The following is a 14,682-nucleotide window of genomic DNA, read 5'->3' on the forward strand; positions in this document are numbered from 1 at the left end:
AAAACCTTATTGTTTTAGGAAACTAAACTTAATATGTCTTCTTTCGATTTAAATTCAATCTGGTTATAATTAAAAACCTTACTAAAATGATGAATAATTTTTTCTTTCACCTCTTTAATAATTATTTCTTTTTGTGATTCTTTACTCAAAGAGGTAACAGCTTTATCGGATATTCCGCATGGAATTATACCATTAAACAAATTCAAATCAGTATTGATATTAAAAGCAAAGCCGTGCATTGTAATCCACCTGCTAACTTTAATTCCTATCGCACAAATTTTTCTATCTGCTATCCAAACACCTGTGTATTTATCAACTCTACTTCCATTCAAACCATAATCTGCACAAACTTGAATAATAACTTCTTCAATCGCTCTTAAATATTTGTGTGTATCCTGTTTCCAATTTGTAAGGTTAATAATTGGATAACCAACTATTTGTCCCGGACCGTGATAAGTAATGTCTCCACCACGATCTATATCGTAAACGGAAATTTTATTATCTTTTAAATAATTTTGATCACCTACTAAATTTTGTTTATCCGCAGTTTTACCGAGAGTATAAGTGTGCGGATGTTCGAGAATAAAAAATACATCATCAATTTTGTTTTCTACTCTTAACAGATGAATATTCTTTTGCAAATCCCATGCTTCTTTGTAATCAATTGAATCTAAATCACAATAAACAAATTTTCTCAAATATGTATCGCCTCACCATAAGCATTAGCAGCAGCTTCCATAATCGATTCTGATAAAGTTGGATGTGCATGAACAGTTTTAATTATTGAGTGTCCAGTCGCTTCCATTGCTCGTGCAAGCGCAACTTCAGCAATAAGCTCTGTTGCTTCACTTCCGATAATATGACCGCCAAGTAATTCGCCGTATTTAGCATCGAAAATTAACTTAACAAATCCTTCACGTTCCCCAACGGCAAAAGCTTTACCACTTGCCATAAAAGGAAACTTTCCAATTTTTAAATCATAGCCAAGTTCGCGTGCTTTTGCTTCGGTCAATCCAACACTTGCAACTTGAGGTTGGCAATATGTACAACCTGGAATATTTTCATAATCAATCTCCGGATTTTTAATTCCTTTTATTGATTCAACACAATGAATCCCTTCAGCAGATGCAACGTGTGCAAGCCACGGCGGACCAATAACATCGCCAATTGCATAAATATTTTTAATATTTGTTTGATAAGTTTTTTTATCAACCTTAATATGATTCTTAAATAATTCGATTTTCAATTCTTCTAATCCAAAACCTTCAACATTTCCGGTTACACCGATTGCACTTAATACCTTATCAGCGCTTAATTCTTTTTTCTGTCCGTTTTGATTTATCGTAACTAAAACTTTTTTTCCTTTTACTTCAGCTTTTTCAACAGTTGTCTTAGTAAAGATTTCAATTCCACGTTTCTTAAAATTCTTTTCAAGTGCCTGTGAAACTTCAACATCTTCAACAGGTAGAATATTATCAAGCATTTCAATCACAGTTACCTTTGTCCCTAAAACAGAATAGAAATATGCAAATTCAATTCCAATTGCGCCGGCACCAATTATTATTAATTCCTTTGGTTGTTCGGGAAGATTCATCGCCTCAGTACTTGTAATAATATTTTTTCTATCAATAGGAATATTTGGAAAAGTTTTTGGGCGGGCACCTGTTGCAACAATAATGTTATCTGAGTTTAATGTTTCAGTTTGTTTGCCGTCTTTGTCCAAAATAGCAATTTCATTTTGACTGATTAGTTTACCAAAACCCCGAATCCTATCAATCTTATTTTTCTTAATCAGCATCTCAACATTTTTTGTAATCTTATCGGAAATGCCACGGCTTCTCTTTATTATCTCATTAAAATTGAAGGAAAGTTCTTTTGTGTAGATTCCAAAATCTTTACCATGATTCTTAATATTATCAAAAATCTCAGCGTTTTTTAGAAGTGATTTTGTTGGAATACAGCCCCAATTCAAACAAATTCCGCCTAAATTATCCTTATCAATTACAACTGTTTTAAATCCTAATTGTGCTGCTCTTATTGCAGCGACATATCCACCCGGACCACCACCGAGAATAGCAATTTGATATTTGTTAGTCATAAAAAAATAATCCTGATTAGTTGCTTTTGGTGGGCAAATATATACAGCATATCAAAAAAATGAAATGAATTAGCTCGCTTTTATGACTTGCGAGTCATATTGAAGTAAATCTAATTATTTTCTTCATATAAGAGATGTTTTTGCACTTTTTTATCTCTTGAAATATTTTTATTCTATATTTGCATTCAAATTTTGCAATAAATATTTGGATAAAAATGAACGATGTTATAAATCTTAGTGCACCTGACTTTTCTGATAAAATTATAAATGATAATTCGGCTGTTATAATTGACGTACGCACACCTCAAGAATTTAATGATGGACATATTCCAAATTCTCTGTTAATCGATATTTACAATCCAACTTTTTCTGAAAAAATTACAAAGTTGGATAAAGAAAAAAAGTATTACATTTACTGCAGAAGCGGAAACAGAAGTTATTATGCTGGTGTTTTTATGCTTGAGCAAGGTTTTACAAATGTTCATCATCTTGAAGAAGGAATACTTTCCTGGACAGAAAAACTTGAAAAGTAGTTTGAATTTTTCAAATAAAATAATTTCAGAATTAGAAGGCATTTCTTACAACTATCAAATCTCCATTCTTAAATTAACCGCACTTTGGGCTTTTAGCGAATCCGCATTTGGCGGAATACTTCATGCACTTACAATTCCCTTTCGTGGTTTATTTATAAATGCAGCAGCAGTCCTTTTCATTTCGTTGATTGCATTGTTTTCTAAAAACAGTAAAGATATTCTAAAATCAACATTAATTGTAATTTTAATTAAAGCACTAGTAAGTCCTCATTCACCATTAACCGCATACTTTGCAGTTAGTTTACAAGGCTTACTCGGCTACTTATTATTTTTTTCAAAAAAATTTTATCGCTCGTCTGCCTTAATGCTTGGGATATTGACACTGTTTTTTTCAGGGATACAAAAAATTGTTGTGCTTACTATTCTATTCGGGAATACTTTGTGGAAATCAATTAATATTTTTATAAACCAAGTGTTAAAAGAGTTTTTAAGTTTAGGCATTTATCCCGATGTGCATTATGGATATTTGTTGATGGGTATTTATGTATCAATACATATTTTGGCCGGAATATTTATTGGATTTTATGCAGGCAGGCTGCCAAAAATACTAAAATATTATTCTCAGCAAATACCAAATAATATTTTGGATGGATCAGAAAATGAGATTCCTCGTAAAGACAAAAAGAAGAAAAAGAAAAGCTGGCTATTTCGACCAACCGGGATTATTGTACTTGCAGTTTCAATAGCTGTTTTAATTTTCACATACTTATCCCCTACAAATACCAATATTGCTGGGATTGACATTATAATAATGCTTATCAGGTCTGTTGTGCTTACTTTTATTTGGTATGTGCTGCTTGCTCCGATTGTAAAAAAAGTTTTTAATAAATATTTATCAAATAAAAAATCTATTTATGCAAAAGAAATTGATGAGATGATCAACATGTTTCCCCAGTTCAGAAAGATTTTATCTTATTGCTGGAAAAATTCACAGAGTAAAGCAGGATTAAAAAGAATTCATTATTTTTTATCAACTTCATTTTATTATTTAATATTAATTAAATAACAGATTGTCATTTCGTATTTGATACGGAATCTCAAAGGTTCTTAGTAGTTTTCCACTTTTGTGGAATTAACTTAAACTCAATTACAGTTTTAGTATTTTTAATATTTATTCTTAAAGGAGATCTCAAATGTCACAATTACCAAAACGATTTGAAAAGTTTCAGAAGGACTACCCAGAGGTTGCAAATGCCTATGAGCAGCTTGGAAAAGCAGTCCATAATTCTGGTCCTCTTGATGATAAAACACGAGCGTTGATAAAACTTGCTATCTCAACAGGAGCAGGATTAGAGGGTGCCGTCCATTCTCATACTAGAAAAGCAATAGAACTTGGGATTACAAAAGAAGAAATAAGACAAACAGTTTTGCTTGCTTTGCCAACAATAGGGTTACCACCTACTATGGCAGCTATGAGTTGGGTTGATGATATTATTTAAAACGTAAATATTTTAATTCTAAAAAAGAGTTACTTGACTAATCTTTTAATGCTTCTTCAACTGAATCATATTTTTGAAATATAATATCCACTTTAACTTTTTGAAGTGTCTCCATTATATTCTCAGGAACGGCAGCTAATTTAAAATTACTTCCTTGGTTTGTTGCTGTGGTATAACCATAGATTAATATTCCGATACCCCAACTAGATATAAACTTCACTTCACTTAGATCAACAATAATAGTTTTCTTATTATTCCCAAGACTCGATTGTATAGCCTCATGAAAATCGTTAGCCTCATACCCTAACATCATTTCACCTTCCAGGTTAATGATTACAGCTTTCTCAGTTTCTTTAGTTTTTACTTTCATTATAATTTCCTTTTACTTTTTACAGTTTAAGTTAAATATTATTTCACTTTTAATGCAACCATAGTAATATCATCCTCTTGCTCTTTGTTCTCTGCCCATTCATCATTTATCTTTATTATTTCTCTGATTATTTCATTAGCAGATAGGTCTTTCATATTAAAAAGCAATTTTTTCCCTTTATCCCACCCAAATATTTGTTTCTTTACATTCATTCTTTCAGCAATACCATCCGTAAGCACAAGTATAATATCACCTTTAAAAAGTTCGTAATTGTATAGCTCATACTTAAAATTTGGAAATCCGCCTAATGGTGGGCCACCGGATTCTATTTCAATAATATTTTTTGTGCTGCTTTGATAATATAATATTGGGGGCATTCCTGCACCAACTACCTGCAATTGATTATTACTAATTCTAAGAAAATGAAGAGACATATACATTGGTTGTAGCTTCATTGAAATTAGTGAATTATTGAATTGTGAAATTATATTATCAAGATCCGGTTGTGGAGATAAATTTAAAAATAATCCTTTGGAGACACTAACCAGCATACCAGCATTTAATCCATGACCAGTTGCATCACCAACAACTGCAGTCAAAGTATTTTTGTCAGATAAATGAAAATCATAATAGTCGCCACCAACTTCTGTAGCTGTTTTCATATAAACTGCTATGTCAAGATTTGGTAAAGTTGGTATTTCTTTTGGGAGCATAGAAAGTTGTAGTTTACGTGCCTGATCAAGTTCTTTGGTTTTTCGTTCATTCTCTGCTCTTTCTAATTGAGCCATTAATTTTAGTTCAGCATTTTGTCTTTCCTGTTCAATTTGTTTATCTGAAAGTTCTTGCACGGTCACAATTTTTTCTTCCAGATCACTTTGAGTTTTACCGTAAGATTTTGCAAGATATATAGCCATAAAGATGGGAAGTATAGTAATCGTCAATACCATTGTCACAGAAGCAATTGACTCCAATACAGTTTCTGGAAGTTGAGGAATAATTAATATTTGTCCTAATACAAATACCAGGAATAAAATAGCTCCAACTGATAAAATCCATATATTATTTACTTTTCTTATAATACCTATTACAAAAACTCTGATACTTTCAATTGTCATTATCGCAATTACAATAGCAAAAGGCATGATATTATCAAAAATTCCTACTGTGCCAAAGAAAGCAAAAACATTAATGACGATGAAAGCAGTTAAGAAAAGCCAGAATAATTTAATAATCCGCTTATAGACAGATTCGTAAATGAACAAGAGGAAAAAAGTAAAGACTAACGAAAATGCAATGAATTGTACTATTCTATAAATAGCCACAAGCTTTAGAGCTGGATTTCCTATAAATTGTAAATCAGTCGAAGCTGACATTAAAAAGATTCCGAAAACAAAAAGCGCAAAGTAGAGATTTTGTTTTTGTTTCAAATAGAAAAAATAAAGTAGAAAAAATATTAGTGAGAATGCAAGAGTAAATCCGTTTATTCCCCAATCGGTTGAAGTTCTTTCTTGTTTAAGAACAAGTTCTGATTTGATATTATTATTGAAGTCAAAAATACTTATAGAAAAACCTAAATGGCTAAAAAATTTATTATAGAAATATTCCCAACCTAAGTGACTATGGTTTGAGTACCGCACAGCTATTGTATATACCGTATTTGAATCAAAAGAAAAAACAAAGGGTGTATTGAATGGATCAAAAAACTCTTCATCTGCTTTATTCTTACTTACTTTTCCAAATTCAAAAATCTTTTTCCCGTTAAGATAAATCTCAGAAGCGCCATCTTGATGGATATAAGCACCAATAGTTTTATTTAAAAGAGTTGAATCAATTTTTATTACTTTCCTGAACCACCCAATCCCATTCCATTTTTCTGCTTCTGGTTTTAACATATCCATCCAGGGATCCACTAATTCCCATTTACTATCATCATAATTTGGTTCTGCCCACAAAGTATCATCACCCGGGGAATATCGCCATTTAATCTCATCTACAGGTAGCGAGCTAGGCGCAGCTAAATAGAAGCCAAAGCTTCCATAGAAAGTTCCAGTCATTAAGGATTCTTCGGAAATAAATAATGCATCTTTTGATTGAGCATAAATATTTGCAAAGAATAAAATGAAAGAAATAATTAGCAGCTGAAGGAAGCGATTCATTTAATTTAAATTGATGTTTTTAGATAATAGATTAGCTTAAATAGATTGCATTATTTATTTTAACATAAATATAGTTCAGAATAAATCCAATGATCTTTTTGATTATTTTCAGCTAATTATTACTATTTAACAGATTTATTAAGCAATAAAATTTAGAAAATAATTTTAAATTTTTATTCTTAAAATACGCTAGGCACTACTCTTTTAAATTATAAAAGAAGTTTATAAAAAAAATTTCAGTGATTTACCATAAATAAAATTACCAGCGTAATTGTAAATAATAACTGGAGTTGTAATATTTAAAGTATGTAATAATAAAAGGGCATCACTGAGATGCCCTTTTATAGACTATTAGAAATTATAATTAGAAACTGCTGAAAGTATAACCAACTTCGATCTGCCATTGTTTCATTCCAATTTCAATCGTTTGCTGATTCGGTGCTTCTAATTTATTTGGTCCTTTTACTGAGTTTTCAAATGCATACATAAATGCAACCGTAATTTCATTTTTATTGGCTATTTGTTTAGTTACACCAAATGTTAAATGATTCTGAATTACTGCTGGTGCAAGTATATTAAACATTACGTTTTCTTCTGTTACAGGATTCTGATTGAATGAATATCCAGCCATTAAATCCCATCCACAAAAACCTGAATACATGATACCATATTTAATCGCAAAAACATCTTTCCAGCCAAATCCCCAGCCATCTTCTGAACCTAAGGCATTAAAGTTTGGATTTGGGCTGCCATTAGGCAGCATAGGTGAATTGGCGACTAAGTCCATTGGGTTAGCAATGGATTTAACTTGACTATAAAGAATTTGTTTTACGTCAACCATAAATTTCCAATCGCCTGGTGTAAAAGCAATACCAGCTTGCCAGTTTGCAGGAACATCAAAATCACCGGCTTGTGCAAATAGTCCTGCGTATCTTTCAAATTCGCTCATATAAATTTTTGATTGATATGAAGCGCCGAATCTTAAATCGTCTAACCATTGTCCCTGATAACCGACTTTAAATCCAAAACCTAATGCAGTTGATTGAGCGTTTCCGGTTAAATTAGCTGCATCACTTGAGAAACCGCTGAATGCAAAAAGTCCTTTTGCAGCAAATCTTTGCCATCCAACTATACCAGCAACACCAAGAGCATGTTTTTTTGATAATTTATAAGCGAATGTTAGGTTGCCAAACATTTGTTCTAAGTTTACTCCGGTTCCAGGTGAATTTGGATCACCAAATGTCATTGTTGAATAATCAGTGTTCATTCCGCCATTGCCATAAAGAGATAAAGCAATAGAAAACTTTGATGTAAGATTCATATTTGCACCTAAAGTTGGGAATATAAATCCTTTTTGTTCACTTTCTACTTTACCGGGCATAAGACCAAATGTACCAGGAAACATACTTGGATTTCCGCCAACTTCGTAATACCTGTCGGGACTGAAATATGAAACGTTAATTTCAAATCCATTATTTAAATATGAAATAGATGCTGGATTTGTTATAGCACCCAGTGAACTTAAAGATACTGCAACACCTGAACCTGCAAGTGCCGAATACTTAATTCCGTAACCATGACGGTAATAACCGTCTGTTGCAAATGCTGTTTGAAATGTAAATCCAAACATAACGAGTAGAACAAGAAACATTTTTTTCATTTTATCTCCTCTGATTTAATGAAATCACTATATTTTATAGAACTGTAATTTGATAACACTGTTAAAATTATTTACTTATTTTTAGATTTCTCTTCCGATGAACCTGTCTGCCGACAGGCAAAGTCAAAATCGAAATAACACACCTGTCTTTAATTGTACATTGTTAATTGATCATTGTACATTGAATTAGCAGCCTTCCCTTTTCTTTTTCTTTCCTTTTGGCACTGTAACTTGTGTTGAGTTTAAGTTTGTTGTAGGCAAACTAATTTGCTGCTTTATTTCTGTTGAAGATGAATCTGTTTGAGCTTGACCACCAAAATAAGTTGCAACTTCTTTCATCTTTTCAAATTGTGCAATTTCTTTTTCACTTCCGTTTATTGGAGTTTTAGGGAAAAGAACTTTTTCTTTCCAGACATCCAAGCCACCATCTAAAATATAAACACCTTTGTAGCCTTTAGATTTGAGTATAAACCAAGCTTTCGCAGCATCAATATTATCATCAGAAAACAACACTATTTTTTGATTTCGAAATAATTCTGATTGAGGTAATTGTGCTATCGGAATGCATTGTGAATTTGGAATTGTGTATTCAGAGTATTTTTCTTCACTTCTTAAATCTACAAGTTCATAATCTGCTTTAGCTTTGATAATCCAATCAGCTAAATCTGTAACCAAAACTTTATCGGAATTTCCAACTGTAGATAGAGCGAGCTCTTTTTCATTTACCTTAATTGAAGTTCCACCATATGGGTTTCCAGCAGTTAAAGCAAATAAACCAAGCATAAAACCAAATATTGCTAATTTTTTATTAGTGGATAATTCAGAGAAAAACTTTTTCATATACTTTTCTCCGGATTTCTATCAGCAAATTTTTTCTCACTCCATTCAGCAGCAATAAAAGCCCCGATTGCCATAACAACAACAAGAAAAACAACTAAGCCATAAGAAAGACCAAGAAATGATGGAAGGGTTTGCTTACCCAGATCTGTTGAATTGAAAAATCCTTCAAGCATCGGGAACATCTCACCAAAAACAAAAATTCCAAATGCAACACCAAGAACATAAACGAGTCCATCAATCTTACCTGTTGAAAAAGCCACCATTGATGTGCCTGGACAATAGCCGCCGATAACAAATCCAACTCCGAGAATCAGTCCACCTAAAACTTGTGGGAGTATGTATGTGTTACTTACATAAATAAGTGATAAATCTAAATAACCAATAACCGATAAATAAAATATCCCAAGCATTGCAGTTACAATTGCTGTGAACATTACTTTAAGAACGCGCATATTGCCCAAATAAAATTGTGCAGCTAGAATTCTCGCACTTCCAAAGCCACCGCGTTCTAACATAAATCCAAAACCGATACCAATTGCAAAAGCGATAATAAGACTTACATCAAATCCGAATAAATTAAATTTATAAAATGGTGCGTTCATAACCATTGCCTCCTTAAAAAATATGCAGCGGCATATCCGCCAGCAAAAACCATCATCATAAAAGCCCAGCTTCCAAGATTTAGAATTGCTCCACCTGATAAAGCCTGTCCACTGGTGCAGCCGCGAGCAAGTTTAGCACCGAACCCCATCAGACCACCACCAACAAAAGCGTAAATTAATCTGGTTCGATTTGAAACTCTCGGTCCTTTATCAACTCCTTTTTTTACACGATGCGCTAGTGAACCAGATAAAAATCCACCTGCAATAACCCCAAGTACTTCAAATACCAACCAGTCTTTGAATGGACTTGTTTTTCCATCTCCTAAATATTCGGTGTAGAATTGATTACCTGAAGCATGTGATGGTGCAATAGTGTTTACAGTTACGGCAACTGCTGTTGAGACAGCACCTGAAGCACCGAGTCCTCTGCCCATAATTACAAATGCCGCTAGCAACACTAGTCCAAGCCCAATACCAACCAAGTATGGATTTGAATATGGTTTTGCTTTTATTTCGATATGAACATGACTTTCATCTTTTTCAAAAGCTTTGGTGAAAGTTTTAGTTAATGATGTCATTTTATTAAATCTCCGTTAATGAAAATGTGCGTTAAACCAGTGGCTGTACTGTCCAGCCGAGACAATTACAAATCGTAAAATCAACCCGCCAACAATTACAAGAATTGGTGCAATTGCTGTGTGTTTAATTTTGTGATTGACTGCAAGTAGTTGAATAAAAAGTGGAATTATTATTCCAATGCCAATTACAAAAACCCAAAACACAGGGGCATAAGCTCCGTTAAGTAAAAGCTGGGCGGCTTCTATATGCGGTTTTGCCGATGAAAGTAAACCAAGAAATATCATTACAAATACAAATAATTCTATAATCAAAAATCCGTTATCCGCTTTTGCAAGTAATTCACTTTCGTATTTATTCTTTGCAAACAAATGTACAAATGCCGCCGCGGCGGATAATCCCGACACAAGAAAAAGGACCCATAGTAAAGATGTATTCCATAACGGTCTTGAACCCATGGTACTTAATAACACGCCCGTATATGCTCCTAGCATCATTCCAAGAATCATATTTGTTATTCCGATATTCTTAACCAGAAAGGGATGCTCATTTATTTTTTTGCTGTACTCCAAAAGTTTTGGTACTTTTTCTGTCATCCATTTTGCGGGACGAATTAAGATATTTGCAATTAGTGCAGGATAAACTAAAATTAAAATCCATGCGCCCCAAGACATCGGCGAGGTAAATTGAAAAGTTGTATATAATCTCCACACGTAAAGTTTGTGCGATAAATCTAAAAATAATGCAAACATCCCAAGACTTAATAAGACCACACTTACAATAGGAATAAAGAAACAGGAACAATTACTTTCTTTATGCCTATTAGTAAATAAAAAGTAACCAGAAATAATCATCATTCCGGCAACCATTCCACCTAAAAAAAGATAAACAGGAATTTGCCATTCCCACATAGCCATCACTGGATCAACGTGTGGATTATGTCTTGTGGTTGTTAGTTCTAATAATTCGTTCATTGCAAAAATTTCCTACACTAAATAAAAGATATTTGGTTGTGTTCCTGCATCAGTAAGATTAACATGCCACTTACGTGATTTTAAAAGTTTACTTACTTCACTATTCGGATCTTCTAAATCACCAAAGTACATACAATAAGTTGGACACACTTCAACGCAAGCAGGATTCTCACCTTTTTCAACTCTGTGAATACAAAATGTACATTTGTCAGCATAACCATCTGGATGAGCAAATCTTGCGTCATATGGGCAAGCTTCAATACAGGCTTTACATCCAATACAAACATCGTGTGTTACCAGTACAACACCACCAACATCGTGAATATGGCTTGCGCCGGTTGGACAGCAACTCACACATGGAGTTTCAGAACAATGATTACATCTTTCCGTTCTGATTTCCATTTGTATATCAGGAAATTTTCCGTGAGATTCAGTTATAATCCAATCTCTATTGTAACCTTCTGGAATATTATTTTCTGTTTTGCATGCAATTACGCAATCCTGACATCCAACACATTTACGAGTATCTATTACCATTCCGAATCTTGGCATCCTACACCTCCATTTCAAAAGTTACAAAGTTCACATTCATTCCGGTTCCACCCATCAAAGGATCTGTGTTGTACTTCGTAACAAGTTCCGCATCGCTTGCACCTTTTTTATATGTGCTTCTAAGTTGTCGTGATTTTTGACCAAATCCGTGCACCATATAAACGCAATCTTGTCTAATTCTTTCAGTGGCTTTTATTTTTATTGGATCGGCAACAACGCCGTCCTGATTTTTCAATTTAATTTTATCACCATTCTTTAATCCATATCTTTGAATAACATCCGCATTCACCCATAATTCATTTTCGCTCATCATATCTCTTAGTAATGGATTTGATTGAGTTTTACTAAATGTGTGAACGGGAGCTCTTCCATAAAGTAACCTAAAATATCCTGCCGGTGGCTCTGGATGTTTTGTATATTTTGGAACTGGATCAAAGCCTGCAGCAGCTAATTGTGTAGAGTAAAATTCTATTTTACCGGAAGGTGTGTAAAACTCAGGTTCTACACCATCTTCAAAGTAAATTGGTTGGGTAGTTCCTTTTATTATTCCTTCGCGTTTTAATTCTTCAAGCGAATTCCCGGCTGATTTTAATCTTGTATCTAAATACTCTTCAATATTCTTCCACGGGAAGTATGCTCCCAACCCGAGTTTTTCACCAAGTTTTTTTGCCATCCACCAATTTGGTTTCTGATCATTTGGTTCTTCGATTACCGGTTGTCTAATTCCAACAAAACTCTCTCTGAATGGTGAGGCATTTAAATCATCATACCTTTCTAAATAAACCGACTCAGGTAAAACTACATCTGCCCAGCCAGCAATTTCACTTGGGATAACATCAACTACAACCATTAAGTCTAAGTTCTGTATAGCTTTAATAGTTTCATCTCGGTTAGGCAATGCTTGCATTAAATTGGTTGCATAAATAAACCAGCCCTTAATAGGATATGGACTACCAGTAATCGTGGTTTCACGAATTCCAGTTGAAATTTGCTCCCCGGCAGCAAATGGATATTTTTTATTTGGATTATCAACAGGTCCTTTTTTTAGTTCTGAATATTTTGGATATGGATACTTTGGAATTGAGTATGAATGAGGAACATAAAAACCACCTTTTCTTCCCCAACTTCCTAACAGTGCATTTAATAAAGCAATCGCTCTACTGCGTTGAGTATCATCACCATACCAGGTTGCATGTCTTCCGGGATGAATTAGAGTTGCAGGTTTATAACGAGCCATTTCCCTTGCAGTCTCACGTATTACATCAGGTTCTATTCCGGTTTCAATGTAAGCCCATTCAGGTGTGTATTCAGAAACTTCAGCTGCAAAATTTTCAAAGCCAAAGCCATATTTATTAACATAATCAACATCGTAAAGTTTTTCTCTTACAATTACACCCATCCAGGCAAGTAGCAATGCAATATCGGTTCCGGGTTTGATAGGCAAATAATATTTTGCCTTACCGGCTGCAACTGAAAATCTTGGATCAACAACTATGATAGAAGCATGTTTTTCAACTGCGTGAGAAAATTCTTGCACTTGTGTATTGTGCATGTTCTCGCCAAGATGTGATCCTATCAGAACAATACATTTTGCGTTTTCAATATCTGTTCTTTCGGGCGATCCTACGACATCTCCAAAAGTTAATTCAAAACCTGTTTCACGAGGACCACGGCATTGAGCAAAGCTTGGGGCAGTTTCGTTAGGCGATCCGTATGCCCTCATCATATGCTTAAAAAAACTGCCGCCAATTCCATGAGAGAACAAAGCTATTGATTCAGGACCATAAGCAGATTTAATTTTATTCATTTTTTCAACAATAAAATCAAATGCTTCATTCCAGGTTACTTCAACCCATTTTTCCTCACCACGTTCACTTTTTCTAATCAATGGGGACTTTAGTCTTTCTTTATCGTAATGTGCTCCAACGCCGCCAGTGCCTCTTGGGCAAAGTCTTCCATTACTTAATGGATCTTTAGGATTTCCTTCTACTTTCCAAAGCTCACCGTCTTTTACGTATGCTAATAATCCGCATTTCCAGAAGCATAAATCACAATAACTTGGAATAATTTGTAAACCTTTTTTCTTAGAATAACTCTCAGCTGCACTAACAACTGTTTTTGCTGAACCAGCCAATACAGCGGCCGTAGCAATTGTTGCTCCAGAAATCTTTAAAAATTTTCTTCTTGACAATGAATTCATTATAAACTCTTTAATTTATTTCGTATGAAATTCTTGATACTTCCACATTCACCATAATCTTGATAGACATTACAGTTTCTGCAATCTTTTGTAGCACAAATCGTATCTTCGCCCTTTACAGCCCAACAAGGTCCACTATGATTTAAATATGCGCTGCATCTACTTCGATCAGCTTTGGAACAGTTAATCACTTCCCAACAGGGCATCATAGAGTAAATTGTCTTAATTCCATTTATGCTGATTTTTGATTCATTAATTGCAGAGCGAATACAAATAATCCTATCAATATCAGTTTGGGAATAAAGACGGTGGTTTGTGGATTTTTTATACGGAAGTATTAAATTTTCTTTTTCATACATTCTAAGTGTATGGACAGAAATATTTAAAAGCTTTGCAGCAGTTCGTATAGGAAAAATTGGTTCGTTGTTCGGTACATCGTTAAGCATTAAGAATACAGCATTTAAAGTTGATATTTATAAATACCAACTTTTTTGCCAATGAATTTCTTTGATTACGTTAAATTTTCTAATGATTCTAAAAAATCGATTATCATCTATTAGAGAATAACGTTATAATTTCTAAAATATTAGAATTACTAAATCACATTTAATAGTGTATTGCA

General features: G+C 33.6%; 15 protein-coding genes. 3 read left to right on the forward strand and 12 right to left on the reverse strand.

Annotation, left to right across the window (positions count from 1 at the left end):
• Positions 1-14: 14 nt before the first annotated feature.
• Together lipB and lpdA are read right to left on the reverse strand one after the other, a co-directional pair.
• The gene (gene lipB, locus IPJ23_05325) at positions 15-698 is read right to left on the reverse strand and encodes a lipoyl(octanoyl) transferase LipB (protein ID MBK7630110.1); all 684 of its coding nucleotides are present in this window, start codon (positions 696-698) and stop codon (positions 15-17) included.
• Positions 695-2,098: a dihydrolipoyl dehydrogenase gene (gene lpdA / locus IPJ23_05330; GenBank protein MBK7630111.1), complete on the reverse strand. Its 1,404-nt coding sequence runs from the start codon at positions 2,096-2,098 to the stop codon at positions 695-697. The genes lipB and lpdA overlap by 4 nt, the downstream gene beginning before the upstream one ends.
• Before the next feature lie 215 nt (positions 2,099-2,313).
• Between lpdA and IPJ23_05335 the strand changes: the two genes are divergently transcribed.
• From IPJ23_05335 to IPJ23_05345, 3 genes are all read left to right on the forward strand, one after another.
• On the forward strand, positions 2,314-2,631 hold the full coding sequence (locus tag IPJ23_05335) for a rhodanese-like domain-containing protein (GenBank protein ID MBK7630112.1): 318 nt from the start codon (positions 2,314-2,316) through the stop codon (positions 2,629-2,631).
• Position 2,632: 1 nt separating this feature from the next.
• The gene (locus IPJ23_05340; GenBank protein MBK7630113.1) at positions 2,633-3,697 is read left to right on the forward strand and encodes a hypothetical protein; all 1,065 of its coding nucleotides are present in this window, start codon (positions 2,633-2,635) and stop codon (positions 3,695-3,697) included.
• Positions 3,698-3,824: 127 nt separating this feature from the next.
• The gene (locus IPJ23_05345) at positions 3,825-4,130 is read left to right on the forward strand and encodes a carboxymuconolactone decarboxylase family protein (protein MBK7630114.1); all 306 of its coding nucleotides are present in this window, start codon (positions 3,825-3,827) and stop codon (positions 4,128-4,130) included.
• A gap of 37 nt (positions 4,131-4,167) precedes the next feature.
• On the opposite strand, the gene IPJ23_05350 is transcribed toward IPJ23_05345, so the two are convergent.
• The 10 genes from IPJ23_05350 to IPJ23_05395 all read right to left on the reverse strand — a co-directional run bounded on the left by IPJ23_05350 (position 4,168) and on the right by IPJ23_05395 (position 14,506).
• Positions 4,168-4,500 (reverse strand): STAS domain-containing protein, encoded by a 333-nt coding sequence (locus IPJ23_05350; GenBank protein MBK7630115.1) that lies wholly within the window; start codon positions 4,498-4,500, stop codon positions 4,168-4,170.
• A gap of 38 nt (positions 4,501-4,538) precedes the next feature.
• Positions 4,539-6,656 carry a SpoIIE family protein phosphatase gene (locus tag IPJ23_05355; GenBank protein MBK7630116.1) on the reverse strand — a complete coding sequence of 706 codons (2,118 nt, stop codon included), beginning with the start codon at positions 6,654-6,656 and terminating at the stop codon, positions 4,539-4,541.
• A 364-nt stretch (positions 6,657-7,020) separates the two neighbouring features.
• A complete protein-coding gene (locus IPJ23_05360) occupies positions 7,021-8,316 on the reverse strand; it encodes an outer membrane protein transport protein (GenBank protein MBK7630117.1) in 1,296 nt (431 codons plus the stop codon).
• A gap of 186 nt (positions 8,317-8,502) precedes the next feature.
• Entirely contained in the window at positions 8,503-9,156 is a 654-nt protein-coding gene (locus tag IPJ23_05365; protein MBK7630118.1) for a rhodanese-like domain-containing protein, read from the reverse strand.
• Entirely contained in the window at positions 9,153-9,758 is a 606-nt protein-coding gene (locus IPJ23_05370; GenBank protein ID MBK7630119.1) for a YeeE/YedE family protein, read from the reverse strand. Before IPJ23_05370 ends, IPJ23_05365 begins: the two co-directional genes overlap by 4 nt.
• Positions 9,755-10,336, reverse strand: a complete 582-nt coding sequence (locus tag IPJ23_05375; GenBank protein MBK7630120.1) for a YeeE/YedE family protein — start codon at positions 10,334-10,336, stop codon at positions 9,755-9,757. Before IPJ23_05375 ends, IPJ23_05370 begins: the two co-directional genes overlap by 4 nt.
• Positions 10,337-10,351: 15 nt before the next feature.
• A complete protein-coding gene (nrfD, locus tag IPJ23_05380; protein ID MBK7630121.1) occupies positions 10,352-11,308 on the reverse strand; it encodes a polysulfide reductase NrfD in 957 nt (318 codons plus the stop codon).
• 12 nt (positions 11,309-11,320) lie between these two features.
• Positions 11,321-11,860: a 4Fe-4S dicluster domain-containing protein gene (locus IPJ23_05385; protein ID MBK7630122.1), complete on the reverse strand. Its 540-nt coding sequence runs from the start codon at positions 11,858-11,860 to the stop codon at positions 11,321-11,323.
• A gap of 1 nt (position 11,861) precedes the next feature.
• Positions 11,862-14,060: a molybdopterin-dependent oxidoreductase gene (locus IPJ23_05390; protein MBK7630123.1), complete on the reverse strand. Its 2,199-nt coding sequence runs from the start codon at positions 14,058-14,060 to the stop codon at positions 11,862-11,864.
• Positions 14,060-14,506: a MerR family transcriptional regulator gene (locus tag IPJ23_05395; GenBank protein MBK7630124.1), complete on the reverse strand. Its 447-nt coding sequence runs from the start codon at positions 14,504-14,506 to the stop codon at positions 14,060-14,062. Before IPJ23_05395 ends, IPJ23_05390 begins: the two co-directional genes overlap by 1 nt.
• Positions 14,507-14,682 lie beyond the last annotated feature (176 nt).

This window comes from Ignavibacteriales bacterium (genome assembly GCA_016709765.1).
Taxonomy (GTDB): Bacteria; Bacteroidota; Ignavibacteria; order Ignavibacteriales; family Ignavibacteriaceae; genus IGN3.

What these genes read in the sequence shown, in the direction of transcription:
- lpdA (MBK7630111.1), bottom strand. Translation starts at nt 2,098, where the DNA reads ATGACTAACAAATATCAAATTGCTATTCTCGGTGGTGGTCCGGGTGGA.
- IPJ23_05335 (MBK7630112.1), top strand. Translation starts at nt 2,314, where the DNA reads ATGAACGATGTTATAAATCTTAGTGCACCTGACTTTTCTGATAAAATT.
- IPJ23_05345 (MBK7630114.1), top strand. Translation starts at nt 3,825, where the DNA reads ATGTCACAATTACCAAAACGATTTGAAAAGTTTCAGAAGGACTACCCA.
- IPJ23_05350 (MBK7630115.1), bottom strand. Translation starts at nt 4,500, where the DNA reads ATGAAAGTAAAAACTAAAGAAACTGAGAAAGCTGTAATCATTAACCTG.
- IPJ23_05355 (MBK7630116.1), bottom strand. Translation starts at nt 6,656, where the DNA reads ATGAATCGCTTCCTTCAGCTGCTAATTATTTCTTTCATTTTATTCTTT.
- IPJ23_05360 (MBK7630117.1), bottom strand. Translation starts at nt 8,316, where the DNA reads ATGAAAAAAATGTTTCTTGTTCTACTCGTTATGTTTGGATTTACATTT.
- IPJ23_05365 (MBK7630118.1), bottom strand. Translation starts at nt 9,156, where the DNA reads ATGAAAAAGTTTTTCTCTGAATTATCCACTAATAAAAAATTAGCAATA.
- IPJ23_05370 (MBK7630119.1), bottom strand. Translation starts at nt 9,758, where the DNA reads ATGAACGCACCATTTTATAAATTTAATTTATTCGGATTTGATGTAAGT.
- IPJ23_05375 (MBK7630120.1), bottom strand. Translation starts at nt 10,336, where the DNA reads ATGACATCATTAACTAAAACTTTCACCAAAGCTTTTGAAAAAGATGAA.
- nrfD (MBK7630121.1), bottom strand. Translation starts at nt 11,308, where the DNA reads ATGAACGAATTATTAGAACTAACAACCACAAGACATAATCCACACGTT.
- IPJ23_05385 (MBK7630122.1), bottom strand. Translation starts at nt 11,860, where the DNA reads ATGCCAAGATTCGGAATGGTAATAGATACTCGTAAATGTGTTGGATGT.
- IPJ23_05390 (MBK7630123.1), bottom strand. Translation starts at nt 14,060, where the DNA reads ATGAATTCATTGTCAAGAAGAAAATTTTTAAAGATTTCTGGAGCAACA.
- IPJ23_05395 (MBK7630124.1), bottom strand. Translation starts at nt 14,506, where the DNA reads ATGCTTAACGATGTACCGAACAACGAACCAATTTTTCCTATACGAACT.